The sequence below is a fragment of the Inquilinus sp. YAF38 genome (assembly GCF_052113205.1).
In the GTDB taxonomy this organism is placed as follows: domain Bacteria; phylum Pseudomonadota; class Alphaproteobacteria; order DSM-16000; family Inquilinaceae; genus Inquilinus.
In genome coordinates this window covers 1-24,808 of the sequence record NZ_JBFRCU010000103.1, presented here as the reverse complement: position 1 = coordinate 24,808, position 24,808 = coordinate 1, and the positions used below count along the sequence as shown (strand labels likewise).

The window sequence follows — 24,808 nt, the reverse complement described above, 5'->3', positions numbered from 1 at the left end:
GGGATGGCCGACGCCGCCGGACACCGTCGGCGCGATCCACGAGCCGCGGCCGGAGCGTATGGCGCGGGCCGAGCGGCGACTGGCCCGCTTCCGCCGCGCCACCGAGGAGGCGCGGCGCCGGGCGGCCGAGGCGACGGCATGAAAACGGGCCGCCCCGAAGGGCGGCCCTGGTCGTGTCGATCGCCTACAGCACGAAGTCGGACGCGGCGAAGGTAAGCGTGCCCACGAAGCTCAGGACGAAGTCCGCGGCGCCGTTGCCGTCGGTGTCGCCCCAGACGATGGTACCGGTGCCGGCCGTGAAGGACCGCAGCTCGCCCGCCGCACCGCTGAAGGCGGCGGTGCCGATGAAGCTGAACGCCTGGTTGCCGGCGGTGCCGGTGTTGGCGTCGATTCCCGACAGATCGACCTTGTCGCCCTGATCGGAGCCGAAATCGTGGATCAGGTCGACGCCGGTGACGTTGTTGCTGTCGCCGGTCGAGACGTAGACGAACTTGTCGGCCCCGGCATCGCCGACCAACTGGTCGGCGCCGCCGCCGCCGCGCAGGGCATCATCCCCGGCATAGCCGCGGAGGATGTTCCCGGCATCGGTACCGACCAGCGAATCGTTGAACTTCGAGCCGGCGACATTCTCGATGTCGATCAGCAGGTCGCCCTGGGCGTGGCCGCCGAAGCCCGCGCCGGTGACGAGATTCACCGTCACGCCGGCATTGCTCTCGAAGTAGTAGGCGGTGTCGGTTCCGGCGCCGCCGTTGAGGGTATCGGCCCCGGCGCCGCCGCGCAGATCGTCCGCGCCGCCGGCACCGTCGAGCACATCGTTGCCGCCATTGCCGCGCAGGTCGTTGAACCCGCCATTGCCGGTCAGGATGTCGGCGGAGCCGGAGCCGGAGAGCGCCTCGATGCCGACCAGGGTGTCACCCTGGGCATCGCCGCCGATGCCGGTGCCGGCGTCGAGGTCGACGGTGACCGCGGCCGACGAGGTTTCGTAATTGGCCACGTCGATGCCGGCGCCGCCGTTCAGCGCATCCGCCCCGGCACCGCCGACAAGGATGTCATTGCCGGCGCCGCCGTTGAGGATGTCGTCCCCGCCCAGGCCGGAGAGGACGTTCTCCTGGAAGTCGCCGGTGAGGCTGTCGGCGAAGGACGAGCCGACAATTCTCTCGATATTGGTCAGCGAATCGCCCCCGGCCTCGCCGCCGGTGTTGATGTTGGTGCCGAGGTTGACCGTCACGCCGGCGCTGGAGTTCGTGTAGTAGGCAGTGTCGATGCCGGCGCCGCCGTCCATGCTGTCCGACCCGCGGCCGCCGATGAGAATGTCGTTGCCGTTGCCGCCGACGATGCTGTCGTTGCCCAGATAGCCGTTCAGGGCATTGGCGCCGTCATTGCCTGTCAGATTGTCATCGAAGGCGCTGCCCTGCAGGTTTTCGATCAAGGTCAGCACGTCGCCGGCGGCATGGCCGCCGCTGGCGGTGCCGGCGGCCAGGTTGATGGTGACGGCCGCGTTCGAGTTTGAGTAGTTCGCGAGGTCGTTGCCGGCGCCGCCGTCGATCGCGTCCTTCCCGGCGCCGCCGGTGATGGTGTCGTCGCCCGCCCCGCCGGCCAGGCTGTTGTCGGCGGCGCTGCCGATCATGATGTCGTTGAAGCGCGACCCGACCACGTTCTCGATGTTGAGCAGCGTGTCGCCCTGAGCGTCGCCGCCGCTGCCGGCGCCGTTGGCCAGGTCGACATTCACCTTGGCGCCCGATTCGCTGTAGTTCACGGTGTCGATGCCCGTGCCGCCATCCAGATGGTCGGCGCCGGCGCCGCCGATGAGGAGATCGTTGCCGGCACCGCCATTGAGGGTGTCGTCGCCGGTCAGGCCGACCAGGGTGTTGCTGGTGGCGTCGCCGGTGAGGGTATCGGCGAAGCCGGACCCGACGACATTCTCGAAGCCGAGGCTGACCAGGTCGCCGAAGGCGTCGCCGCCGGTGTTCAGGCTGATCAGCCCGAGCAGGCCGGGCACGAGGCTGACATTCACCCCTGCCGGCGAGGTCTCGTAGCTCAGCGTGTCGATGCCGTCGCCGCCGCTGAGGACATCGGCGCCGCCCTTGCCCTCGATGAGGTCGTCGCCGTCACCGCCGCTCAGGATATCGATAATGTTGCCGCCGACGAGGACGTCGTCGTTGGAGTCTTCGAGGTTGAGACCCAACAGCCCCAGGAGTTCCAGTGACAATGCCATATTCGTTCTCCGCTATCGCGTTTCAATATCGGCCCCAGCGCTGCCGGCCTGTGGCTCCGCTCTCGACCCAGAATTACAAAATCGTCATTTACAGACAACTTAAAGGACCATGACGGGACGGGAGAGATCATCTTGATGTCGGAGAATATAGTCGAGACTTTTCAGTGTGATATTTCCGAAGTAATTGATAACATTTCTGCGGATGGATTTTTCATTACTGCTTCGGCAGAGATGATTCCAAAGTCGAGAAAAGTTGCGCAAAATTTTTCAGACAATGAAGTTGACTCGCTACCGTCGGCGAACGGGAGCGGCCGCTCGCTCTGGAAGAGCCGAAGTCATGCAATTAAATTCCCGATTTTTACGCAATTATTTCTATTAATTGCGTACGCCGCATGATTGCCATGCGTTGGCCGTATGCAGCTCCACGGCATCTGCCGGATCGCCGCCGGCCCCGCGGCCCGGACATTGGTTGTCCGCGAGGGCTGGAGTCGTCGGCCGAACCGGGTTTCGATCGGCCGCAGGGCGTGGCGCCGGGCAGCCGAAATAAAAAGGGCCGCCCCGAAGGGCGGCCCCGAGCTCGAAATGCGTTCGCTTACAGCACGAAGTCGCTGGCCGTCACGCTGGTGCCGTAGACATTGATGTGGAAGTCGGAGGTGCCGTCGCCGTTCACGTCGCCGGCGATGGTGACGACGCCGGGCGCGGTGTTGGCGAAGCGGAGCTCACCAGCGGTGTGGCTGTACAGGCTGTTGCCGATGAAGGTGAAGGCCTGGTCGCCGGCGGCGCCGGTGTTGGCGTCGATCCCCGACAGGTCGATAACATCGCCCTGGGCATGGCTGAAATCACGGATCAGGTCACCAGCCTGGAACGGGCTGTCGGAAATCGCGGTAAAGACGAACTTGTCTGCCCCGGCGCCGCCGATCAGGTCGTCGGCACCGCCGCCACCGCGGATGGTGTCGTTGCCGAGACCGCCGTCGAGGATGTTCTTCCCGGCGGAGCCGGTCAGCGTATCGTTGAACTCCGACCCGCCGAGGTTCTCGATGTCGATCAGCAGGTCGCCCTGGGCATGGCCGCCGGAGGCAAAGCCGGTCCCCAGGTTCACGTTCACCGCGACATTGCTCTGGGTGTAGAAGGCGCTATCCGTCCCGTCGCCGCCGTTGATGGTGTCGGCACCCGCACCGCCGGTGAAGGTGTCGTCGCCGGCGAGGCCGGTGAGCACGTCATTACCGTCGCCGCCACGCAGGTCGTTGGCGCCGGCATCGCCGGTCAGGGTGTCGGCGAAGCGCGAGCCGACCAGGTTTTCGATGCTGTTGAACGTGTCGCCCGTCGCGTCGCCGCCGGTGCCGATCCCGGTGGTTAGACTGACGGTCACCGCGGCCGCCGAGAACTCGTAGCTTGCCGCGTCGAGGCCGGTGCCGCCGTTCAGCACGTCCGCCCCGGCGCCGCCGAAGAGGGTGTCATCGCCGCTGGCACCGTTGAGGATATCGTTGCCGGCCAGGCCCGAGAGGTTGTTGTCGTGGATTTCGCCGGTGATGTTGTCGGCAAAGCTCGAGCCAACCACGTTTTCGACATTGAACAGCGAGTCCCCAGCGGCCTCGCCGCCGGTGTTGACGTTGGTGGTCAGGTTGACCGTCACCCCCGCGGTCGAGCTCACATAATAGATGGTGTCCTGGCCGTTGCCGGCGTCGATCAGGTCGGCTCCGGTGCCGCCGTAGAGGACGTCGTCGCCGCCGCCGGCGAAGATGGTGTCGTTGCCCGCGCCGCCGCTCAGGACGTTGGTGCCGTCGTCGCCGCTCAGCTTGTCGTTGAAGGCGCTGCCGGTCAGGCTTTCGATATGAGTGAGGACGTCGCCCTGGGCATGGCCGCCGGTGGCGATGCCGGTGGTCAGGCTGATGGTCACGGCCGCGTTGGAGGCCGCGTAGCTGGCGCGGTCGAGGCCGGTGCCGCCGTCGATCGCATCCTTGCCGGCGCCGCCGGTGATGACGTCGTCGCCCGCGCCGCCCACGAGCGCGTTGTCGCCGGCGTCGCCGGTCAGGGTGTCGGCGAAGCGCGAACCGGTGAGGTTCTCGATGCCGATCAGGGTGTCGTGTTCCGTGCCGGCCGGATTGGTGCCCGTGCCCGCGGTCAGATCGGCGATGATCGCCGTGGTCGCATCGACATAGTTCGCGGTGTCGATGCCGGTGCCGCCGTCCATCCGGTCATTTCCGGAGCCGCCGACGAGCACGTCGTTCCCGGCGCCGCCATTGAGGGTGTCGTCGCCCGCCAGGCCGACCAGGGTGTTGCTGGTGGCGTCGCCGGTGAGGGTGTCGGCGAAGGCCGAGCCGACGACGTTCTCGAAGCCCAGGCTGACCAGGTCGCCGGTGGCGTCGCCACCGCTGTTGAAGCTGATCAGGCCGAGCAGGCCGGGCGTCAGGTTGACATTCACCGCGGCGGGCGAGGTCTCGTAGCTCAGGGTGTCGATGCCGTCGCCGCCGCTGAGGACGTCGGCGCCACCCTTGCCTTCGATGACGTCATCGCCATCGCCGCCGCTCAGCACGTCGATGATGTTACCGCCGACAAGCACGTCGTCGTTGCTGTCTTCGAGGTTGACGCCCAACAGCCCCAGGAGTTCCAGTGACAAAGCCATATTCATTCTCCGCTATCGCGTTTCAGTATCGGTCCCAGCGCTGCCTGCACATGGCGCCGCTCTCGACCTAAGATCACAAAATCGACGTCTACAAACAACTTAAAGGATCATGACAAATCCGGACTCTCCTCCTTTGGCTCACAACATCGATAGCATTCTAGGTTATAAGTTTTCCTTAGGTCGAAATTTAATTTCCGACCAGGGGAATCTTATAATTGTCGAGATGGGAATGGTTTCAAGCACTCCCAAAAGTGGATAAAAATTTCTGGATGCGGAGTTGTTTCATTGTGCCCCGCAAGCGGAGCACGAGCCTAGGCTCAAGAATGACCAACTCTTTGAAACAGAATTTCAAATTTTGAGGTGCGAGACATCCTCAAAATGTAAGTTTTGCATGTTTGACATGCATCTCACGCATTACAGATGGTGCCGACAGAGATCATCTGCAAGGGCCAGGGCCTGCCTGACCATTGCACAAGGAGTAAGACCGACGACGGAACTGAGTGTCAGTCCAGCCGAGTCTCGATCAGAGTCCTGACCGAATTGGCCAGGAAACACTGCTCATGGGCGGCGTGATGCATCGCCTCCTCTGTGGCCCGGTCCGGGACCGGGCCAACATAGGTCACGCGGGGGTTCAGCACCACCCGGGTGACCGCAATCCGGCCCTCGGTGTTCTCCTCCATCACCCCCTCCACCGTGTCGCTGTAGCCGTCGACGGCGAAGCGGCGCTTGGCCGCGATCGACAGGAAGGTCAGCATGTGGCAACTCGACAGGGCCGCGATGTAGGCCTCTTCCGGATCGACCGCCCCGGGGTCCGAGAAGGGCAGCGGCACGATATGCGGCGAGGCCGAAGCCGGCACCTCGACGCCGCCGTCGAAACGCCAGAGATGCGCCCGGCTGTAGCGGCCGTCGGTGAAGGCGATGTCGGGCGGGCGCTGCCACAGCACGGTGGCCTGATACTGGCTCACGAGATCTCTCCTGGTTGCGGATCGGCGGCCGCCTGCAGATGGGCGGCGAGGGCTGCGACGGCGGCCGGGGCGTCGCCGGCCCGACAGGCGGCGAGAATCGCCTCGTGCTGCCGCGCCATCGCGGCCCGGAAGGCGGAGCCCGGGGGCTGCAATGCGTAGGAGCGTCGTCCCTCCCGTCGCAGCGAATCGATCAGGCGCAGCATCCGGGCATTGCCGCAGGCGCCGTACAGGGCGGCATGGAAGGCGACGTCCAACTCCTCGATCGCCGCCGGATTCTCTTCCTCGGCCAGGTCCTCGGCCAGCCGCGCGGCCCGGCGCAGGTCGCGCGGCTCCAGCCGGGGCAGCGACAGGCGCAGGGCCTCGCCCTCGACCAGGATGCGTAGTGCGGCCAGGTCGCGGCTTTCCCCGGCCGACAGGCCGGCGACGGCCAGGCTGCGGTCGGACCGGCGGATCACCAGCCCTTCGGCCAGCAGCCGGTCCAGCGCCTGCCGCACCGGCTGGCGGCTGACCCCGAAGCGCAGCGCCAGGCTTTCCTGCCTCAGCGCCGTGTCCGGCGGCAGCAGGCGCGCTTCGATGTCGTGCCGCAGCGCATCGGCAATCGAGTTTGGATCCATGGATCCAAATTATCGGAAGGTCCAGGCGGGCGTCAAGACGCCCGGCATCGTTTTCCCCTGCAGCGTCGCTGAGCCTTGCCGGCCGCCGGTGTTGCCGGCAGGGGATGGAACGGCGGAACATCGACCCATGGACGGAATGAACGGATTCTGGACGACGTACTGGTCCGACATCGTGCTGGCGGCCAGCCTCGTGCTCGGCATCGCCGGCGCCATCCATGCGATCATGACCAAGGACGATGTGCGCGCCGCCACCGGCTGGGTCGGCGTGATCGTGCTGAACCCGATCCTGGGCGCCCTGATCTATCTGGTGCTGGGCATCAACCGGGTGCGCCGCGCCGCGATCGCGCGTCGGCGGCGCCGGTCCGGGACCGGCATGGACGACCATGAGACGAGCCCGGCGATCGATGTGGCGGAGGCCTCGGCGCCGCAATTCGCTTCGCTGCAGCGGCTCGGCGACAAGGTCTCGCCCTTCGCGGTGACGCCGGGCAACGCGCTGCGGCTGCTGCGGGGCGGCGACGAGACCTATCCGGCGATGCTGGAGGCGATTCGCGGCGCCCGGTCGTCAATCGCGCTGCAGAGCTACATCTTCGACAATGATGCGGTCGGACGGGAGATCGCCGGGGCGCTGATCGAGGCGGCGCGGCGCGGGGTGGCGGTGCGGGTGCTGATCGACGCTATCGGCGCCCGCTATTCGCGGCCCCAGATCGTCGGCCTGCTGCGGGAGAGCGGCGTCAGGACTGCCCGCTTCAACGGCAAGCTGATCGGCCTGCGGCTGCCCTATGCCAATCTGCGCTGCCACCGCAAGCTGCTGGTGATCGACGGCGAGACCGCCTTCACCGGCGGCATGAACATCCGGGCCCAATTCTCCAGCGCCTATGCCGACGGGCCGCCGGCCCGCGACACCCACGCGCGGGTCTGCGGACCGATGGTGCAGAGCCTGCTGGCCACCTTCGCCCAGGACTGGCGCTTCACCACGGGGGAGCGGTTGCACGGCAAGGCCTGGCAGTCGGCGCCGCAGCTGCAGCCGGCGCCGTCGGTGCTGGCCCGCGCCGTGCTGTCCGGGCCGGACGTCACCCTGGGCTCGAATCACAGCCTGGTGATGGGTGCGATCGCCGTGGCGCAGCGCTCGATCCGGATCTGCTCGCCCTATTTCCTGCCCGACCTGCCGTTGACCAGCGCCCTGGCCATCGCGGCGCAGCGCGGGGTCGAGGTCGACATCGTCATCCCCAGCGTGAACAACCTGGCGCTGGTCGACGCCGCCATGACGGCGCAGCTCGACCAGGTGCTGCGGCCCGGTTGCCGGGTGTGGCGGACGAGCGGGCCGTTCGATCATTCCAAGCTGATGGCGGTGGACGGCGCCTGGGCGCTGATCGGCTCCTCCAACCTCGATTCGCGCAGCCTGCGGCTCAATTTCGAGCTCGATGTCGAGATCTACGACCGCGACGTGGCCGGCGAGGTCGACGCGGCCATCCGGAAGCGCATCGCCTCGGCCCGGCCGGAGACGCTGGCGACGCTGCGGGCCCGGCCGTTCCTGACCCGGCTGCGCAACCGGACGGTGTGGCTGGCTTCGCCGTATCTGTGATCGCGACGGCCTATGAGATCAACTCTGCCCTTTTTCGTCATGGCGAGGCGCCAGCGACGTGGCCATCCAGGGGCCGATGCGAGCGGCGCTGGATGGCCGCGCCCCTCCGGGGGCTCGCCATGACGATTCAATACTTCAGGCCGTTGGTATGACTGTCCTGCCATGCCATGCCGAAAGCGTTGCGTCGTCCCGAAATCTGCGAATGCTCCGCAGCCCTCCAGCCGTGCTAGGACTGCGCCCATGGTGAACAGATCTTTCAGGACGTCACGGCCGGGCCGGCTGTCGCCGGGTGTCTTTATCCTGCTCGGCCTCGGCCTGATCGCGGCGACGGCGGCCACTCTCCTGGCCATGGGCCGGGTGCCGATCTGCACCTGCGGCACGGTCAAGCTGTGGACCTCCGACGTGCTCAGCGCGGACAACTCCCAGCACATCGCCGACTGGTACACGCCGTCGCACATCATCCACGGCTTCCTGTTCTTCGGACTGACCTGGCTCGTGGCCCGGCGGCTGCCGCTCGGCGCCCGGGCGCTGATCGCCATCGCCATCGAGGCCGCCTGGGAGATCGCCGAGAACAGCCCGACGATCATCGACCGCTATCGCGAGGCGACGATCGCGCTCGGCTACACCGGCGACAGCGTCATCAATTCGGTCTCCGACATCGGCTTCATGACGCTGGGCTTCTTCTTCGCGGCGCGGGCGCCGCTGTGGCTGACGGTGGCGCTGGCGATCGTCTTCGAGCTGTTCACCGGCTGGCTGATCCGCGACAACCTGACCCTGAACGTGCTGATGCTGCTGCATCCCGTCGATTCGATCCGGGTGTGGCAGTCCGGCGCCTGATTTCGAGACGACCGATGCTGAGACGCTTCTTCGCCTATTACCGGCCGCATCGCGGGCTGTTCCTGCTCGATTTCTGCTGCGCCATCGTCTCCGGCCTGCTGGAGCTCTGCTTCCCGATCGCGGTCAAAATCTTCATCGACAGCCTGATGCCGAGCGGCGACTGGGCGCTGATCCTGCTCGCCGCCGCCGGCCTCCTCGTCATCTACGTGTCCAACACCGGCCTGATGGCGATCGTGACCTATTGGGGCCACATGCTCGGCATCAACATCGAGACCGAGATGCGGCGGAAGGCCTTCGACCATCTGCAGAAGCTGTCCTTCTCCTTCTTCGACAACCAGAAGACCGGCCATCTGGTCGGCCGGCTGACCAAGGATTTGGAGGAGATCGGCGAGGTCGCGCATCACGGGCCGGAGGACCTGTTCATCGCGGTGATGACCTTCATCGGCGCCTTCGCGCTAATGCTGACGGTCAATGTGGAGCTGGCGCTGATCACCGCGGCGATCGTGCCGCTGACCGCCTGGCTGACCAGCCGCTACGGCGGCCGCATGACCCGCAACTGGCAGGCGCTGTACGGCCGGGTCGGCAACTTCAACGTGCGGATCGAGGAGAATGTCGGCGGCATCCGCGTGGTGCAGGCCTTCGCCAATGAGGAGCATGAGCGCCGGCTGTTCGCCGACGACAATCAGAACTACCGGCGCACCAAGCTCGACGCCTACCGGATCATGGCGGCCAGCACCTCGCTGAGCTATCTCAGCATGCGGCTGATCCAGATGGTGGTGATGATCGCCGGCGCCTATTTCGTGCTGACCGGCCGGCTCAGCGAGGGCGGCTTCGTCGGCTTCCTGCTGCTGGTCAACGTGTTCTTCCGCCCGATCGACAAGATCAACTCGGTGATCGAGACCTATCCCAAGGGCATCGCCGGCTTCCGCCGCTACACCGAGCTCCTGGACACCGAGCCGGACATCGTCGACCGGCCCGGCGCGATCGACGTGCCGGTGCTCAGGGGCGACATCCGCTACGAGGGCGTCAGCTTCGGCTATGGCGACGGCACCCCGGTGCTGCGCGGCATCGATCTCGCCATCCGGGCCGGCGAGACCGTGGCCTTCGTCGGCCCGTCGGGCGCCGGCAAGACCACGATCTGCTCGCTGCTGCCGCGCTTCTACGAGGTCCAGGGCGGCCGCGTCACCGTCGACGGCATCGACATCCGCGACATGACCATGACCTCGCTGCGCCGCCAGATCGGCGTGGTGCAGCAGGATGTGTTCCTGTTCGCCGGCACCATCCGCGAGAACATCGCCTATGGCCGGCTGGGCGCGACCGAGGCCGAGATCATGGAGGCGGCGCGGCGGGCCAGGCTGGAGGGCGTCGTCGCCGGCCTGCCGGACGGGCTGGACACGGTGATCGGCGAGCGCGGCGTGAAGCTGTCGGGCGGGCAGAAGCAGCGCCTGGCGATCGCCCGGATGTTCCTGAAGAACCCGCCGATCCTGATCCTGGACGAGGCCACCTCGGCCCTGGACACGGAGACCGAGCGGGCGATCCAGCAGTCGTTGGCCGAGCTGTCGCAGGGCCGCACCACGCTGGTGATCGCCCATCGCCTGGCGACCATCCAGGACGCCGACCGGATCGTGGTGGTCGACGCCAACGGCATCGCCGAGCAGGGCCGGCACCGCGACCTGGTCGCCGCCGGCGGCCTTTACCGCCGGCTGCACGACGCGCAGTACGGGGGGCGGTGAGCGGCCGATCACAACGCTCACTCCCTCCCCGTCATTGCGAGGAGGCGAAGCCGACGAAGCAATCCAGGGGCCGGTGCGTGCGGCCCCTGGATTGCTTCGCTGCGCTCGCAATGACGGTTTAGGTCTGAGGGTTCAGCCGCCGGCCCACCCCTTCACCGTCAGCACCGTATCGGCGAAGGCCTCCGGCGCTTCCTGCGGCAGGTTGTGGCCGATCCCCGGCGTCACCAGCCGGTGCTCGTGCCGGCCGGTGAAGCGGCCGGCGTGATGGGCGGTGCCGCCGGGCGCCATTACCCCGTCGGCATCGCCGTCCAGCGTGATAGCTGGCACCGTGATCGGCGGCTGCGCCGCCAGCCGGCGCTCGACCTCCGCCACCGCCGGGTCGCCGTCGACCAGGGCGTAGCGGTGGCGATAGGACTGGATCACGACATCGACGAAGTCGGGATTGTCGAAGGAGTCGGCGGTGCGCTCATAGGTGGCGTCGTCGAAGCGCCATTCCGGCGACCACAGCCGCCACAGCAGGCGGCACAGCTCGCGCCGGTTGCGCTCCAGCCCCCGCCGGCCGCGCTCGCCATGGAAATAATACTGGTACCAGTAGCGGAGCTCGGCCTCGGGTGAGGCCGGCTCGCCTGATTTGGCGATGTCCTGGATGTTGTAGCCGTTGACCGAGACCAGGCCGCGCGCCCGCTCCGGCCACAGCGCCGCGACGATGCAGGCGGCACGGCCGCCCCAATCATAGCCGCCCAGCACCGCCGATTCGATCTGCAGCGCATCCAGCAGCGCCAGCAGGTCGTGCCCTAGCGCCGCCTGCTCGCCCGACCGCGGCGTTGCCGCCGACAGGAATCGGGTCGGGCCATAGCCGCGCAGCCAGGGCACGATCACCCGGGCGCCCTGCGCGGCCAGAAGCGGCGCCGCCTCGTCATAGCTGTGGATATCGTAGGGAAAGCCGTGCAGCAGCACCGCCGGCCAGCCCGAGGGATCGCCGCTGTCCTCATAGGCGACGCTCAGCACCCCGGCATCGATCCGCTTCAGCATGGTTGCGACTCCTGCTCTTGGATCCAGCCATTGCAGCACATCCGGCGGCGGGACTCATGCGGAACCGGTCGCCGGGTGACCTCGGTAACACCCAACCTCCCTCAGCCTCGGTCATCCTGGCCCTGCGAGACAACCGAGCGGCGGCCGCCGGCCGCCCTGCAGAGAAGGGGAAACGATCCATGGCCATCATCAACGGCACTCCGGGCAGCGATCACATCGAGGGCACCGACGGCGTCGACACCATCAACGCCCTGGGCGGCGACGATGAGGTGAACGGCAACAAGGGCGACGACATCGCCTTCCTGGGCGACGGCAACGACGTGTTCGGCTGGGTCCCGGGCGATGGCAGCGACTTCGTCGACGGCGGCGCCGGCCTCGACACGCTCGACTTCGACGGCGCCAATGCCGACGAGAACATCCAGATCTTCGCCAATGCCGGGCAGGCGATCTTCTTCCGCGACATCGCCGCCGTCACCATGACCCTGACCAATGTCGAGACCATCGAGTTCGAGGCGCTCGGCGGGTCCGACCTGGTGACCGTCAACAATCTCGCCGGCACGGCGGTCAAGCATGTGGAGATCGACCTGGCCGGCGTGCATGACGGCACTGCTGCCGACGGCGTCGAGGACACGGTGATCGTCAACGGCGCCGCCGCCGGCGCTGCCGACGTGATCACGCTGTCGCAGACCGGCATCGGGGCGGACGCCACCGTGGTGGTGAACGGCTTGGCGGCGCAGACCACGATCCAGCATTTCGACGCGGGCGACCACCTCACCGTTGACGGTCTCGGCGGCAACGACCGGCTCGACGCGCGGGCGCTGCCGCAGTCGATGGTGCTGGTGCTGGACGGCGGCGAGGGCAACGACACGCTGATCGGAAGCGCCGGGGCGGATCTGCTGCTCGGCGGCGCCGGCAACGATATCGTGGTCGGCGCCAAGGGCGACGACACCGCTTTCCTGGGTGCCGGCGACGACACCTTCTTCTGGGCGCCGGGCGAGGGCAGCGACACGGTCGAGGGCGGGCTCGGTACCGACGATCTGGCCTTCCTCGGCGCCGGCGCGGCCGAGACGGTCGACATCCTGGCCAATTTTGGGCGCACGACCTTCTTCCGCGACATCGCCTCGATCAACATGGATCTGAACGACGTCGAGCGCATCCAGTTCACCGCCCTCGGCGGCGCCGACCAGGTCAGGGTCCACGACCTGACCGGGACGGAGATTACCCGCATCGGCATCGACCTGGCCGCGACCGTGGGCGGAACGACCGGCGACGGCGCCGTCGACTCGGTGTCGGTGGAAGGCACCGCCGGCATCGACAAGATCTCGCTCTCCTCCTCGGGCGCGGCGATCGGCGTCGGCGGCCTGCCATGGACGGTCTCGATCACGCATTCCGAGGCCACCGACCTGCTGACGGTCGACGCCGGGGCCGGCGACGACGTGATCAACGCGGCGGCGGTGGCGGCGGGCAAGATCAGCCTGACAATGTCGGGCGGGGCGGGCAACGACAAGCTGGTTGGAAGCGCCGGCACCGACACCATCATCGGCGGCGCCGGGGCCGACCGGTTCCAGTTCAACCTGGTGTCGGACAGCGTGGTCGGGCCCAAGGCCGACAGGATCACCGATTTCAGCCACGCCCAGGGCGACAAGATCGACCTGTCGCCGATCGACGCCGACACCGCACTGGCCGGCAACCAGGCGTTCCACTTCATCGGCACGGGCCTCTTCACCCACCATGCCGGCGAGCTGCGCTTTGCTATCACCTCGCCCACGACCACCACGATCGCGGGCGATGTCAACGGCGACGGCGTCTCCGACTTCCACGTCGTGCTGTCCGGCACCGTGGCGCTGACGGCGGCGGACTTCGTGCTGTAGCCGGGAGCCGGACGCCCGGGCCGCAAGCCTAGGCGCCCGGCGCTCTCCGTCGAATTCATATCGAATTCGTGCTAGATTCGACCGGTAGCCGCCGCTCGGCGTCCGCCAGCGAAGCGACCCGGATTGCGATCGTCCCGGAGCGGCATCGTCCCGTCGCCGGGATCTCTTTCAGACGAGGGATTTCAGCATGTCCGTGTTCACCGGCACCGAGGTCGCAGAAACCATCACCCCCAGCTTCGTGTCGCCCACCGTGTCGGCCACCGGCGGGCAGCCGCGGCCCTCCGACGAGGCCGACGTGATCTCCGCCGAAGGCGGAAACGACGTGGTCGCCGGCGGCCGCGGCAACGACGTGGCTTTCCTGGGGACCGGAGACGACACCTTCCTCTGGGGGCCCGGCGACGGCAGCGACACGGTCGAGGGCCAGGCCGGCACCGACACGCTCGATTTCGCCGGCGCGAACATCGCCGAGAATATCGACATCTCCGCCAATGGCGGACGGGTGCGGTTCTTCCGTGACGTCGCCAGCGTCACCCAGGACCTGAATGGCATCGAGCGCATCGAGTTCCACGCGCTGGGCGGGGCCGACCGGGTTACCGTCAACGACCAGACCGGCACCGGCCTGGCCCGGGTAACGGTCGACCTGGAGGCCGTGCTGAACAGCGGGGCCGGGGACGGCCAGGCCGATGTCGTGACCGCCAACGGCTCGGCGGTCGCCGAGACCGTGACCCTGACCCTGTCCGGCACGGCGGTGGTGGCGACCGGCCTCGCCGCTCAGCTCTTGATCGATCACGCTGAAAGCCTCGACCAGCTCGTCGTCAACGGGCTGGGCGGCGACGACCGGATCGATGCCCGGCCGTTGCCGACAGCGGCGATGGCCCTGATTTTCGACGGCGGTGCGGGCAACGACACGCTCATCGGCGGCATCGGAGCCGATGTGCTGTTCGGCGGCGACGGCAACGACATCGTGGTCGGAGGCCGTGGCAACGACGTCGCCTTTCTCGGCGCCGGCGACGACACCTTCGCCTGGGTGCCGGGCGACGGCAGCGACACGATCGAGGGCCAGGACGGCACCGATGACCTCAGCTTCGTAGGATCCAACGCCAGCGAGGCCTTCGATGTCTCCGCCAATGGCGGGCGGGTGCTGTTCTTCCGCGACGTCGCCGCCGTCACCCTGGACCTGAACGATGTCGAGCGCATCCAGCTCAAGGCCCTCGGCGGCGCCGACAAATTCGCGGTGCACGACCTGACCGGCACCGACATCACCCGGGTCGGGATCGATCTCGCCGGGACCACGCCCACGGCCGGCGACGGCGCGGCCGACACGGTGACCGCGGATGGCACCATCGGTGACGAAGTGATCACCCTGGTCGCAACGGTCGATGTCGTCGGCGTCAAGGGGCTGCCGGCGACGATCTCGGTGCAGCATGCCGAGGCGGCGCTGGACCGGCTGACGATCGCGGCGTTGGCGGGCAACGACGTGATCGACGCCTCGGCCGTGTCGGCCGGCCGGATCGGCCTGACCCTGCTCGGCGGCCTCGGCGCCGATATCTTCCTCGGCAGCGCCGGCGCCGACACCGTGCAGGGCGGGGACGGCAACGACACGGCCCTGCTGGGGGCGGGGGACGACGTGTTCGTCTGGTCGCCGGGCGACGACAACGACACGATCGAAGGCCAGGCCGGCACCGACACGCTCGATTTCCGCGGTGCGAACATCGCCGAGAATATCGACATCTCGGCCAATGGCGGGCGGGCGCGCTTCTTCCGCGACGTCGCCAACGTCACCATGGACATGAACGATGTCGAGCGCATCGAGTTCCACGCGTTCGGCGGGGCCGACCGGATCACCGTCAACGACCTGACCGGCACCGACGTCACCCGGGTGAAGGTCGATTTCGAGGGCTCCTCGGTCGGTGGGGCCGGCGACGGCCAAGTGGATGTCGTGACCGCCAACGGGTCCGCGGCCGCCGAGACCGTGACCCTCAGCCAGTCCGGCACGGCGGTGGTGGCGACCGGGCTGGCGGCCCAGATCGTGGTCGACAATGCCGAGATCGCCGACCGGCTCGTGATCAACGGCCTTGGCGGCAACGATCGGATCGATGCGCGGCCGCTGGCGGCGCCGCCGCTGGCCCTGACCCTCGACGGCGGCGCCGGCAACGATACGCTTTTCGGCGGCGCCGGCGCCGACCTGCTGCTGGGCGGCGACGGCGACGATATCGTGTTCGGTGGCCTCGGCAACGACGTCGCCCTCCTCGGCGCCGGCAACGACACCTTCGCCTGGGTTCCGGGCTGCGGCAGCGACACGATCGAAGGCCAGGACGGCATCGACGATCTCAGCTTCGTGGGATCGGCGGTCAATGAGGCGTTCGACATCGCGGCCAATGGCGGGCGGGTCCTGTTCTTCCGCGACGTCTCCGCCATCACCCAGGACCTGAACGATGTCGAGCGCATCCAGCTCAAGACGCTCGGCGGCGCCGACACGGTCGCGGTGCACGACCTGACCGGGACCGACATCACCCGGATCGGCATCGACCTGGCCGGGACCGACCCGGCGGCCGGCGACGGCGCGGCCGACGCGGTGACCGTCGATGGCACCCTCGGCGCCGACACGATCACGCTCTCCTCCTCGGCCACCGATATCGGCGTCGGCGGCCTGCCGGCGACGATATCGCTGCAGCACGCCGAATCCATCGATCGCCTGACGGTCGGCACCGGCGACGGCAACGACCTGATCAACGCCGCGGCGATGGCGGCCGGCCGGATCGGCCTCACCCTCTCCGGCGGGGCGGGCGATGACAGGCTGATCGGCAGCGCCGGCACCGACATCTTCATCGGCGGCGCCGGGGCCGACCGGTTCGTGTTCGCGGCCGCCACGCACAGCGTGGTCGGGGCCAATGCCGACCGGATCAGCGACTTTGTCCGGACCGAAGGCGACCGGATCGATCTCTCCGCGATCGACGCCAACACTGCGGTGGCCGGCAACCAGGCCTTCAGCTTCATCGGCTCGGGCCTCTACACCGGTGTCGCCGGCCAGCTGCGCTTCGCCGTCACCAGCCCGACCACCACCACCATCGCCGGCGACCTCAATGGCGACGGCGCTTCCGACTTCCACATCGTGCTGACCGGCGCCATCGCCCTGGTGGCGGCGGATTTCGTTCTGTGACGGTGCTGCCGTTTCCTGCTATCGAGCCGGGCCGTCCGGACCGTGCCCGGTCGGCCTCGCGCCAGAGGAGGTCATTATGCGCAAGGACCGTTTCGACGCCCCTTACTGCTTTTGAGCCGCTGAGCAAGCGCCGGAGGGGCTTTCAACTCCGAGGCCCATGTCGGCCGGGGCGATCGCGTCGTCCACGGTGACAAGGAGCTGGTCGAGAAGCTGGGCCGTCGGGATCCCTGCCCCTGCGGCTCGGGCCGGAGCTTTCAAGCGCTGTTGCTTGAAGGGCAAGCGCTTCGACGGGATGATGCGGAAGCACTATGTCCGCGACTGACCCATTGACTGACGCCCGCCGGCCTGTGCCGGCGGGCGTTGCCGGTCAGTGCGGCGGGTGGATCGACAGGATATAGAGGGCGTGGAGGATGCCGGGGATCCAGCCCAGGATCGTCAGGATGATGTTCAGCCGCAGCTCGTCGCCGGCGCCGATGTCGAGATAGACGGCCAGCGGCGGGCAGAGGAAGGCGAGGATGTACAGAAATGTGGGCAACGGCTGGTCCTGATGGTGGATCCCGCCTCTCCCTAACGTCATCGGACAGTCCGGACAATCTCGGCTGCGTAACGATTTGTTGCCGCCTGTTGCGCCGGGCGGGGATCGCGCGACCATGATGGCACGCCGCTTGCTGACCCCCAGGGCCGGATGGCGCGGCGGGCGCGCCGGTTTGAATGGGGCGCAGGGATGTCGTTGCGGAATTGGGGGAAGGGGCTGCTCTGCGGCCTCGTGGTTGCTGCCGGCTTGGCCGGGGCGGTACAGCCGGCCGCAGCCGAGGCGCTGGACGACGTGCTGGCCGCCAAGGTGATCCGGATCGCCGTGCCGCAGGACTTCCCGCCCTTCGGCTCGGCCGGGCCCGACCTGCAGCCGCAGGGCTACGACATCGACATGGCCACCCTGATTGCCCAGGATTTGGGCGTGACGGTCGAGCTGGTGCCCGTCACCAGTGCAAACCGCCTGCCCTATCTGCAGACCCACAAGGTCGACCTGATCATTTCCAGCCTCGGCCGCAACGCCGAGCGCGAGAAGGTGATCGACTTCACCAGCGCCTATGCGCCGTTCTTCTCCGGCGTGTTCGGCCCGGCCGACTCGACCGTGGCGAAGGTCGAGGACCTGGCGGGCAAGACCGTCGGCGTCACCCGGGGCGCGCTGGAGGATCTGGCGATCTCCAAGATCGCCCCGGCCGACGCCGACATCGAGCGGTTCGAGGACAACAACACGACGATCGCCGCCTTCCTCTCCGGCCAGACCGAGCTGATCGCCACAGGCAACGTCGTCGCCGCCGCGATCCTGGCGCGCGACCCGGCGGTGCGGCCGGAGCCGAAATTCATCCTCAGCCAGTCGCCCTGCTTCATCGGCCTGAACAAGGACGAGCCGAAGCTGCTGGCCAAGGTCAACGCCATCATCGCCGCGGCGCGGCAGGACGGGCGGCTGGACGCGATCAGCAAGAAGTGGCTCGGTGCCGGCCTGCCCGGCGACCTGCCGGTCTGAGCCCTTGACCTTCCACTTCGCCGACCTGTCCGGCTATGGCGGGCTGGTCCTGCAGGGGATCGGCCTCACCATCCTCTTGACCCTCGCCGCCATCGCCGGCGGGCTGGCGCTGGGCGTGCTCGGCGCGCTCGGCCGCCGCTCGTCCCGCGCCCCGGTGCGCATCGTCGTCGGCGCCTATGTCGAGGTGATCCGCAACACGCCCTTCATCGTCCAGCTGTTCTTCGTCTTCTTCGGCCTGCCGCGGCTGGGGGTGAGGCTCGGCAGCGTCGAGGCGGCGCTGCTGGCGATGATCGTCAATCTCGGCGGCTATTCGACCGAGATCGTCCGCGCCGGCCTCGACGGGGTCGGCCGCGGGCTGTGGGAGGCCGGGGCCAGCCTCGGCCTGTCGCGCTGGCGCACCTTCCGGCTGGTGATCCTGATCCCGGCGCTGGAGAAGGTGTACCCCTCGCTCACCGGCCAGTTCGTCATCATCATGCTCGGCTCCTCGGTGGTGTCGCAGATCGCGGTGCGCGAGCTGACCTTCGCCGGCAGCTTCATCCAGTCGCGCACCTTCCTCAGCTTCGAGACCTATCTGCTGGTCGGCGCGATCTATCTCGTGCTCGCCATCGTCCTGCGCCGGCTGTCGGACCGGGTCGGCCGCCGGCTGTTCCGGCATCGGCAGGTGGCGGCATGACCGGCTTCACCACCTGGGACATCCTGCGCAACCTGCTGCTGGCGGCGCGCTGGACCGTGGCCCTCAGCCTGATCGCCTTCCTCGGCGGCTTCCTGCTCGGCGGTGGCCTCTTGCTGCTGCGCCTATCCGGGCGGCGCTGGGCCCGGCGTGCGACCGGGCTCTACATCCAGCTGTTCCAGGGCACGCCGCTGCTGATCCAGCTGTTCCTGTGCTTCTTCGGCCTGGCGCTGGTCGGGCTCGACCTGCCGCCGCTGGCCGCCGCCGCGGTGGCGCTGACCCTCTACGCCGCCGCCTTCCTGTCCGAGATCTGGCGCGGCGCGGTCGACAGCGTGCCGCGCGGCCAGTGGGAGGCGGCGCAGGCCCTGGCCCTGTCCTGGCCGCAGCAACTGCGTCTGGTGATCCTGCCGCAGGCGCTGCGCGTCGCCATCGCGCCGACCGTCGGCTTCCTGGTGCAGGTGGTGAAGGGCACGGCCCTGGCCTCGGTGATCGGCTTCGTCGAGCTGACCAAGGCCGGCAGCATCATCGTCAACGCCACCTTCGATTCCGCCCGCACCTACGGCTTCGTCGCGCTGTTCTACTTCGCCCTGTGCTACCCGATCGCCCTGGCGGCGACGGCGCTGGAGCGGCGGCTGGCGCGCGGAACGCGGTAGGATAGGCTCGAGATCCACTCCCCCGACGCGATGGAGCGACCCTTGCCCCTTCCCGCCCTGAAGCGAGCGGCCGCTGCGGCAGCCATGGCCATGCTTGCCGCTGGCCCCGCGATGGCCCAGACCCCGCCGCGACCGGTCAAGGTGCTGGTCATCTCGATGTTCGGGCCGGAGGCGAAGCCCTGGATCGAGCAGCTGCATCTCGACCAGGAGATCGCGGTTCCCGGCCTCTCGCCCGACTATCCCGCCGTGCACTGCAATGCCGACGGCGTGTGCCAGATGACCACCGGCATGGGCCATGCCAATGCCGCGGCCTCGACCATGGCGCTGCTGTGGAGCCGCAAGTTCGACCTGACCAAGGCTTACGTGCTGATCGCCGGCATCGCCGGGATCGACCCGGCCAAGGGCACGCTGGGCAGCGCCGCCTGGGCCCGCTACCTGGTGGATTTCGGCATCCAGCACGAGATCGATGCCCGCGAGATGCCGCAGGGCTGGATCAGCGGCTATCTCGGCATCGGGGCGAAGGATCCTGCCGGGAAGCCGCCGCTCAACTACCGGACCGAGGTGTTCCAGCTGAACGAGGATCTGCTGCAGGCGGCGCTGGCCCTGAGCAAGGATGCGAAGCTGGTCGACGGCGACACTGCGGCCGCCTATCGCGCCCGGTACCCGGACGCCCCGGCCAACCAGCCGCCGAAGGTCGTGCAATGCGACACGCTGGCCGGCGACACTTATTGGCACGGCGCCCTGATCGGCCAGCGGGCCGAGGCATGGGTGGATCTCCTGACCGACGGCAAGGGCAGCTACTGCACGACGCAGCAGGAGGACAACGCCACCTTCGAGGCGCTGCGGCGCGGGGAGGAGGCCGGGCTGGTGGACACGAAGCGGGTCGCGGTGCTGCGCACCGCCTCCAATTTCGACCGGCCCCATCCGGGCCAGACCGTGGCGGAGTCGCTGCAGGCCAAGTCCGGCGGCTTCCTGATCGCAATCGCCAATCTCACCGCCGTCGGCGCGCCCTTCGTCCAGGCCGTGGTCCGGGACTGGACGGCGTGGCAGGCCGGGGTTCCCGCCGCCGTCCACTGATCCTTCGCCCTCTTTGCGAGGATCGTTGCCACCGGCCGCGCGGCAGGACAGCATGCGCGCGGGGATGGGGAGGGGCGGATGCGCTGGTTTCGGGGCCTGTTGATCGCGGTGCTGGTTCTGGCCGGGGGAATGGCCTGGGCGCAGCAGGCGCCGACCGCCGCGCCGGCGCCTGCTGCATCGGTGGCGGAGCAGCCCCCGCCGGCCTCCGTCCAGCAACTGCTCGACCTGCTGCGCAACCCGGAGGTGCAGGGCTGGCTGGCGCAGAAGCAGGCCGAGCAGCCGGCGCCGGCCGCCGCGGCTTCGTCCAAGATGGACGAGATCGACATGATGCGAATGCAGACCCGCAGCAAGCTGCAATGGTATGCCGCGACCGCGCGCGACCTGCCGGGCATCCTGGCCGCGGTCGGGGCCCGCATCGGCCAGGCCCTGTCCGAGCTCGGCCTGATCGGCCTGGTCCTGGCGGTGGGCGGCTTCGTCGGCATCGGCATCCTGGTCGAGTGGCTGTTCCGGCGCCTGACCGCCTCGATCCGCCACCGGCTGATCCACGCCCCCGGGGCCGGGATCGGCGAGCATCTCGCCGTCTTCGCCGCCCGCCTGGTCTTCGCCGTCGGTGCGGTGGTCGCCTTCGCGGTCGGCAGCCTCGGCACCTTCCTGATCTTCTCCTGGCCGAACGGCTTTCAGCACCTGGTGCTGGCCCTGCTGGCCATCGTGCTGGTGGCCCGGCTGGCGCGGGCGGTGCTGCGGCTCGGCCTCGCCCCCGGCCGGCCGGACCTGCGCCTGGTCGTCGTCGAGGAGAAAGTCATCCCGGTGGTCATGCGCTGGCTGATCGCGATCCCGACGGTGATGATCGGCGGCGTGTTCCTGGCCCGGCTGATGCGTCGGCTGGACGCGCCGGAGGATGCGGCTCTGCTGATCCGCGAGCTGACCTCCTTCCTGGTATTGGCCCTGGTCGTCGCCTTCACCTGGCGGCGCCGAGCGTGGACCAATGAGCCGGGCATCAAGGACGACCTCGCGCGCTGGGTGGTCACGGTGGCGATGGCGGCGGCGGCGGTGCTGGTCACCCTCGGCGCCGCCCGCGCCGCGATCACCATCTTCGTGGTGGTGCTGCTGCCCTGGGGGCTGCGCCAGATCCGCGAGGCGGCGCGGTCGGTGGCGTCGCCGGGGTCGGTCGAGGGCAAGGACAAGCCGCTGGCGATGCTGGTCGAGCGGACGGCCCAGGCGCTGGTCATCCTGGGTGCCCTCGCCTTCCTGGCGCAGCGCTGGGGCGTCGATTCGATGCACGCCATGATGATGGCGGAGGAGCCGGGGGCGATGGCCCTGCGCGCCGCGCTGCGGATCGTGCTGACGCTGATCGTGGTCGACCTGCTGTGGCATCTCGGTCGCGGCCTGATCGACCACCATCTCAGCCGCTCGACCACGTCGATGTCGGCGACCGACGTCACCCGGCAGGCCCGCATGCGCACGCTGCTGCCGTTGTTCCGCAACGCCTATTTCGTCACCCTGGCCACGGTCGCGGTGCTGGTGGTGCTGTCCGCGCTCGGCATCGATATCGGGCCGCTGCTGGCCGGCGCCGGCGTCATCGGCCTGGCCATCGGCTTCGGCGCCCAGACCCTGGTGAAGGACATCGTCTCCGGCGTGTTCTTCCTGCTCGAGGACGCGTTCCGGATCGGCGAGTACGTCGAGATCGGCAACCTGAAGGGCACGGTCGAGGCGATCTCGATCCGCTCGCTCAAGCTGCGCCACCAGCGCGGGGCGCTGCAGACGGTGCCGTTCGGCGAGGCCCGGGCGATGACCAATCTCAGCCGCGACTGGGTGGTGATGAAGATGGAGTTCCGGGTGCCGTTCGACACCGATGTCGACCAGGTGAAGAAGATCGTGAAGAAGATCGGCGCTGAGATCGCCGCCGACCCGGTGCTCGGCCCGCATCTGCTCGACGCCCCGAAATCCCAGGGCGTGCGCCAGATCGAGGAATTCAACATGGTGGTCGGGATCAAGTTCATGTCCCGGCCGGGCGAGCAGTTCATGATCCGCCGCCAGCTGTACCAGCGCATCCTCGAGGAGTTCGACGCCGCCGGCATCCATCTCGCCCGGCGCGACGTGGTGGTGCGCAGCCATGACGGCACCCCGGTCGACCCGGCCGTGGCCGCCGCCGCGATCGCCGCGACCGGCGGCGAGCCCGCGCGGGGGTGACAGCCGGCGAGCTCGCGATCAGGCTCCTCGTCTCCTACGGAAGAATCGTCATTGCGAGGAGGCGAAGCCGACGAAGCAATCCATACCTCCGCTCTTGCGGCCCTGGATTGCTTCGCTGCGCTCGCAATGACGATCTCTTTATAGGCTCGCTGATGCCCAAGCCTCCAGGGTCGCGATGTTACATCAGCCCGTTCCGCTTCAGGATCTCCGGCGCGTTCTCCTTGGTGATGGTCTCGGTCGGCAGGACGATGGTCTTCTCGACCTTCTCGCCCTTCAGCAGCTTCACCGCCTGGCGCAGCCCCTCGGCGCCCGGGGTGGGGTACAGGAAGGTCGCCGCCAGCTCGCCCTTGTTGACCCAGACCACGCCCTCGTTCGGCAGGCCGTCGACGCCGACGAACTTGATCTCCTTCTCGCGGCCCGCATCCTTGGCGGCGAGATAGGCGCCATAGGCCATCGGGTCGTTGTGGCCGTAGACCAGGTCGATCTTCTCGAAGTTGCGCAGGGCTGTGGACATGATGTCGTAGGCCAGGTTCTGCTTCCAGTCGGCCGACTGCTTGTCGAGCAGGTATTTCAGCCCGGGCTCCTTGTCGGCCACCGCGTGGAAGCCGTCGGACCGGTCATGCGAGGCCTGGGTGCCGAGGCCGCCCCAGATCTCAACCACGTTGCCCGCCGCCTTGCCAGGACCGCCCAGCGTCTTGACCACGAAGTCGCCGACCGCCTTGCCGATCACGACGTTGTCGCCGCCGATGAACTGGGTGTAGCCCTGGGTGTCGACGTTGCGGTCCAGCACGAAGACCGGGATCTTGGCGGCGATCGCCTTCTCCACCACCCCGGTCAGCCCGGCCGATTCCTTCGGCGAGATCAAGAGGGCGTTGACCTCCTGGCGGATGAAGTTCTCGACATCGGCGACCTGCTTCTCGGTCTTGTCCTCGGCATCGGCGATCAGCAGCTCGACATCGGGCTGCTTCTCGGCCTCGGCCTTGATGTCCTTGTTGAACTGCACCCGCCACGGCTCCAGCGTCGTGGCCTGGGAGAAGCCGATGCGCCACTTGGCGGCGGTGCGGGCCGGGGCGACCCAGCCCACGGGCAGGTACAGGGTGACGCCGGCGCCCAGCGCCAGCGCGGTCGTCTTCAGAAGATCGCGACGTTTCATGGTGGCGTTCCTTCCCGATGGATCAGCGACGATCCTTGTTGGCCCGGCGCCTCGGATCGGGCGGCGGGGTCTCGCCGGGCTGCGCGCGCCGTGCGGAACGGCGCCAGCAGATCGGCCAGGTTGCGCTCCTGCAGCAGCACGGTGACGATGATGATCGCCCCCTTGAACACCAGCTGCAGGTTGGAGTTGATGTTGTGGAGCTGCAGGATGTTCGACAGCAGCCCGAAGATCAGGACGCCGACCAGCGTGCCGGCCAGGGCGCCGCGGCCGCCCATCAGGCTGGTGCCGCCGATCACCACCGCGGCGATGGCGTCCAGCTCCAGCCCCGCCCCGGCATCCGGTTTGCCCTGGCGGTACTGGGCGACATAGAGGATGCCGGCCAGCGTCGCGAGCATGCCGGAGAAGGCGTAGGCGGCGATCTTCACCCGGTCGACCGGGATGCCGGACAGCCGCGCCGCCTCCTCATTGCCGCCGATGGCGTAGACGTAGCGGCCGAACACGGTCAGGCGCAGCAGCACCGCGAACACCGCGACCGCGGCCAGGAAGAACAGGCCGGGCACCGGCAGCACGCCCCACAGCATGCTGCGCAGCAGCTCGATGTCCTCGGTGGCGTTGGTGCCGGCATAAACCGGCAGCACGGCGCTGTCCTGGCCCGCGGTCAGGCGCGACAGGCCCAGCATGCCGACCATCATCGCCAGGGTGACGATGAAGGGCTGCAGCCGCCCGGCGACGATGATGGCGCCGCTGACCGCGCCGACCATCAGCCCGGCGCAGGGTACCGCCACCAGCAGGGCCAGGACGCCGAACTTGGTGCCGACCTGCGGCACCAGCCACAGGGCCACCAGCGCCGCCAGGGCCAGACCGGCGGCGCCGGGCACCCAGCCGTCGCGCAGCGGGTCGTGCCC

Annotated in this window: 19 protein-coding genes; 11 read left to right on the top strand and 8 right to left on the bottom strand. The window is 68.4% G+C overall.

The features are described 5' to 3' along the window. Positions 1 to 184 precede the first annotated feature (184 nt). The 4 genes from AB4Z01_RS31160 to AB4Z01_RS31145 form a co-directional block, all read right to left on the bottom strand. On the bottom strand, positions 185 to 2,215 hold the full coding sequence (locus tag AB4Z01_RS31160) for a hypothetical protein (RefSeq protein ID WP_441700178.1): 2,031 nt from the start codon (positions 2,213 to 2,215) through the stop codon (positions 185 to 187). 592 nt (positions 2,216 to 2,807) lie between these two features. Next, on the bottom strand, positions 2,808 to 4,838 hold the full coding sequence (locus AB4Z01_RS31155) for a M10 family metallopeptidase C-terminal domain-containing protein (RefSeq protein ID WP_441700177.1): 2,031 nt from the start codon (positions 4,836 to 4,838) through the stop codon (positions 2,808 to 2,810). 503 nt (positions 4,839 to 5,341) lie between these two features. After that, positions 5,342 to 5,803, bottom strand: coding sequence for an OsmC family protein (locus AB4Z01_RS31150; RefSeq protein WP_441700176.1), 462 nt, complete (start codon positions 5,801 to 5,803; stop codon positions 5,342 to 5,344). Then, positions 5,800 to 6,417 (bottom strand): GntR family transcriptional regulator, encoded by a 618-nt coding sequence (locus tag AB4Z01_RS31145; RefSeq protein WP_441700175.1) that lies wholly within the window; start codon positions 6,415 to 6,417, stop codon positions 5,800 to 5,802. The genes AB4Z01_RS31150 and AB4Z01_RS31145 overlap by 4 nt, the downstream gene beginning before the upstream one ends. Positions 6,418 to 6,553: 136 nt before the next feature. On the opposite strand from AB4Z01_RS31145, the gene AB4Z01_RS31140 reads away from it, so the two are divergent. The 3 genes from AB4Z01_RS31140 to AB4Z01_RS31130 all read left to right on the top strand — a co-directional run bounded on the left by AB4Z01_RS31140 (position 6,554) and on the right by AB4Z01_RS31130 (position 10,569). After that, positions 6,554 to 7,999 carry a phospholipase D-like domain-containing protein gene (locus tag AB4Z01_RS31140; RefSeq protein ID WP_441700174.1) on the top strand — a complete coding sequence of 482 codons (1,446 nt, stop codon included), beginning with the start codon at positions 6,554 to 6,556 and terminating at the stop codon, positions 7,997 to 7,999. Positions 8,000 to 8,239: 240 nt separating this feature from the next. Next, positions 8,240 to 8,836 carry a DUF2585 domain-containing protein gene (locus AB4Z01_RS31135; protein ID WP_441700173.1) on the top strand — a complete coding sequence of 199 codons (597 nt, stop codon included), beginning with the start codon at positions 8,240 to 8,242 and terminating at the stop codon, positions 8,834 to 8,836. Between the two features lie 14 nt (positions 8,837 to 8,850). Next, positions 8,851 to 10,569, top strand: a complete 1,719-nt coding sequence (locus tag AB4Z01_RS31130) for an ABC transporter ATP-binding protein (protein WP_441700172.1) — start codon at positions 8,851 to 8,853, stop codon at positions 10,567 to 10,569. A 132-nt stretch (positions 10,570 to 10,701) separates the two neighbouring features. On the opposite strand, the gene AB4Z01_RS31125 is transcribed toward AB4Z01_RS31130, so the two are convergent. Continuing rightward, entirely contained in the window at positions 10,702 to 11,601 is a 900-nt protein-coding gene (locus AB4Z01_RS31125) for an alpha/beta fold hydrolase (protein WP_441700171.1), read from the bottom strand. A 179-nt stretch (positions 11,602 to 11,780) separates the two neighbouring features. Here AB4Z01_RS31125 and AB4Z01_RS31120 point away from each other — a divergent pair, with 179 nt between their 5' ends. From AB4Z01_RS31120 to AB4Z01_RS31110, 3 genes are all read left to right on the top strand, one after another. After that, positions 11,781 to 13,472: a calcium-binding protein gene (locus AB4Z01_RS31120; RefSeq protein ID WP_441700170.1), complete on the top strand. Its 1,692-nt coding sequence runs from the start codon at positions 11,781 to 11,783 to the stop codon at positions 13,470 to 13,472. 187 nt (positions 13,473 to 13,659) lie between these two features. Further along, positions 13,660 to 16,632, top strand: coding sequence for a hypothetical protein (locus tag AB4Z01_RS31115; protein WP_441700169.1), 2,973 nt, complete (start codon positions 13,660 to 13,662; stop codon positions 16,630 to 16,632). Positions 16,633 to 16,830: 198 nt separating this feature from the next. After that, complete coding sequence (locus tag AB4Z01_RS31110) at positions 16,831 to 16,962, top strand: SEC-C metal-binding domain-containing protein (RefSeq protein WP_441700179.1); 132 nt, start codon at positions 16,831 to 16,833, stop codon at positions 16,960 to 16,962. 37 nt (positions 16,963 to 16,999) lie between these two features. Here the strand turns inward: AB4Z01_RS31110 and AB4Z01_RS31105 are convergent, their stop codons facing one another. After that, positions 17,000 to 17,167 carry a YqaE/Pmp3 family membrane protein gene (locus AB4Z01_RS31105; RefSeq protein WP_441700168.1) on the bottom strand — a complete coding sequence of 56 codons (168 nt, stop codon included), beginning with the start codon at positions 17,165 to 17,167 and terminating at the stop codon, positions 17,000 to 17,002. Positions 17,168 to 17,356: 189 nt separating this feature from the next. Here AB4Z01_RS31105 and AB4Z01_RS31100 point away from each other — a divergent pair, with 189 nt between their 5' ends. The 5 genes from AB4Z01_RS31100 (at position 17,357) to AB4Z01_RS31080 (ending at position 22,750) form a co-directional block, all read left to right on the top strand. After that, a complete protein-coding gene (locus AB4Z01_RS31100; protein ID WP_441700167.1) occupies positions 17,357 to 18,160 on the top strand; it encodes a transporter substrate-binding domain-containing protein in 804 nt (267 codons plus the stop codon). 4 nt (positions 18,161 to 18,164) lie between these two features. Beyond that, on the top strand, positions 18,165 to 18,833 hold the full coding sequence (locus tag AB4Z01_RS31095) for an amino acid ABC transporter permease (RefSeq protein WP_441700166.1): 669 nt from the start codon (positions 18,165 to 18,167) through the stop codon (positions 18,831 to 18,833). Then, the gene (locus AB4Z01_RS31090; protein WP_441700165.1) at positions 18,830 to 19,483 is read left to right on the top strand and encodes an amino acid ABC transporter permease; all 654 of its coding nucleotides are present in this window, start codon (positions 18,830 to 18,832) and stop codon (positions 19,481 to 19,483) included. The genes AB4Z01_RS31095 and AB4Z01_RS31090 overlap by 4 nt, the downstream gene beginning before the upstream one ends. A gap of 84 nt (positions 19,484 to 19,567) precedes the next feature. Then, positions 19,568 to 20,560, top strand: coding sequence for a purine-nucleoside phosphorylase (locus AB4Z01_RS31085; protein WP_441700164.1), 993 nt, complete (start codon positions 19,568 to 19,570; stop codon positions 20,558 to 20,560). A gap of 78 nt (positions 20,561 to 20,638) precedes the next feature. Continuing rightward, a complete protein-coding gene (locus AB4Z01_RS31080; protein ID WP_441700163.1) occupies positions 20,639 to 22,750 on the top strand; it encodes a mechanosensitive ion channel family protein in 2,112 nt (703 codons plus the stop codon). A 178-nt stretch (positions 22,751 to 22,928) separates the two neighbouring features. Here AB4Z01_RS31080 and AB4Z01_RS31075 read toward each other — a convergent pair whose 3' ends face one another. Then, entirely contained in the window at positions 22,929 to 23,903 is a 975-nt protein-coding gene (locus tag AB4Z01_RS31075; protein WP_441700162.1) for a substrate-binding domain-containing protein, read from the bottom strand. Further along, the coding region (locus AB4Z01_RS31070; RefSeq protein ID WP_441700161.1) for an ABC transporter permease at positions 23,900 to 24,808 on the bottom strand (909 nt) is incomplete at its 5' end. The genes AB4Z01_RS31070 and AB4Z01_RS31075, both read right to left, overlap by 4 nt.

Coding starts and splice junctions, on each gene's coding strand:
- AB4Z01_RS31160 (WP_441700178.1), bottom strand. CDS start 2,215: ATGGCATTGTCACTGGAACTCCTGGGGCTGTTGGGTCTCAACCTCGAA.
- AB4Z01_RS31155 (WP_441700177.1), bottom strand. CDS start 4,838: ATGGCTTTGTCACTGGAACTCCTGGGGCTGTTGGGCGTCAACCTCGAA.
- AB4Z01_RS31145 (WP_441700175.1), bottom strand. CDS start 6,417: ATGGATCCAAACTCGATTGCCGATGCGCTGCGGCACGACATCGAAGCG.
- AB4Z01_RS31140 (WP_441700174.1), top strand. CDS start 6,554: ATGAACGGATTCTGGACGACGTACTGGTCCGACATCGTGCTGGCGGCC.
- AB4Z01_RS31135 (WP_441700173.1), top strand. CDS start 8,240: ATGGTGAACAGATCTTTCAGGACGTCACGGCCGGGCCGGCTGTCGCCG.
- AB4Z01_RS31130 (WP_441700172.1), top strand. CDS start 8,851: ATGCTGAGACGCTTCTTCGCCTATTACCGGCCGCATCGCGGGCTGTTC.
- AB4Z01_RS31125 (WP_441700171.1), bottom strand. CDS start 11,601: ATGCTGAAGCGGATCGATGCCGGGGTGCTGAGCGTCGCCTATGAGGAC.
- AB4Z01_RS31120 (WP_441700170.1), top strand. CDS start 11,781: ATGGCCATCATCAACGGCACTCCGGGCAGCGATCACATCGAGGGCACC.
- AB4Z01_RS31115 (WP_441700169.1), top strand. CDS start 13,660: ATGTCCGTGTTCACCGGCACCGAGGTCGCAGAAACCATCACCCCCAGC.
- AB4Z01_RS31100 (WP_441700167.1), top strand. CDS start 17,357: ATGTCGTTGCGGAATTGGGGGAAGGGGCTGCTCTGCGGCCTCGTGGTT.
- AB4Z01_RS31090 (WP_441700165.1), top strand. CDS start 18,830: ATGACCGGCTTCACCACCTGGGACATCCTGCGCAACCTGCTGCTGGCG.
- AB4Z01_RS31085 (WP_441700164.1), top strand. CDS start 19,568: ATGGCCATGCTTGCCGCTGGCCCCGCGATGGCCCAGACCCCGCCGCGA.
- AB4Z01_RS31080 (WP_441700163.1), top strand. CDS start 20,639: ATGCGCTGGTTTCGGGGCCTGTTGATCGCGGTGCTGGTTCTGGCCGGG.
- AB4Z01_RS31075 (WP_441700162.1), bottom strand. CDS start 23,903: ATGAAACGTCGCGATCTTCTGAAGACGACCGCGCTGGCGCTGGGCGCC.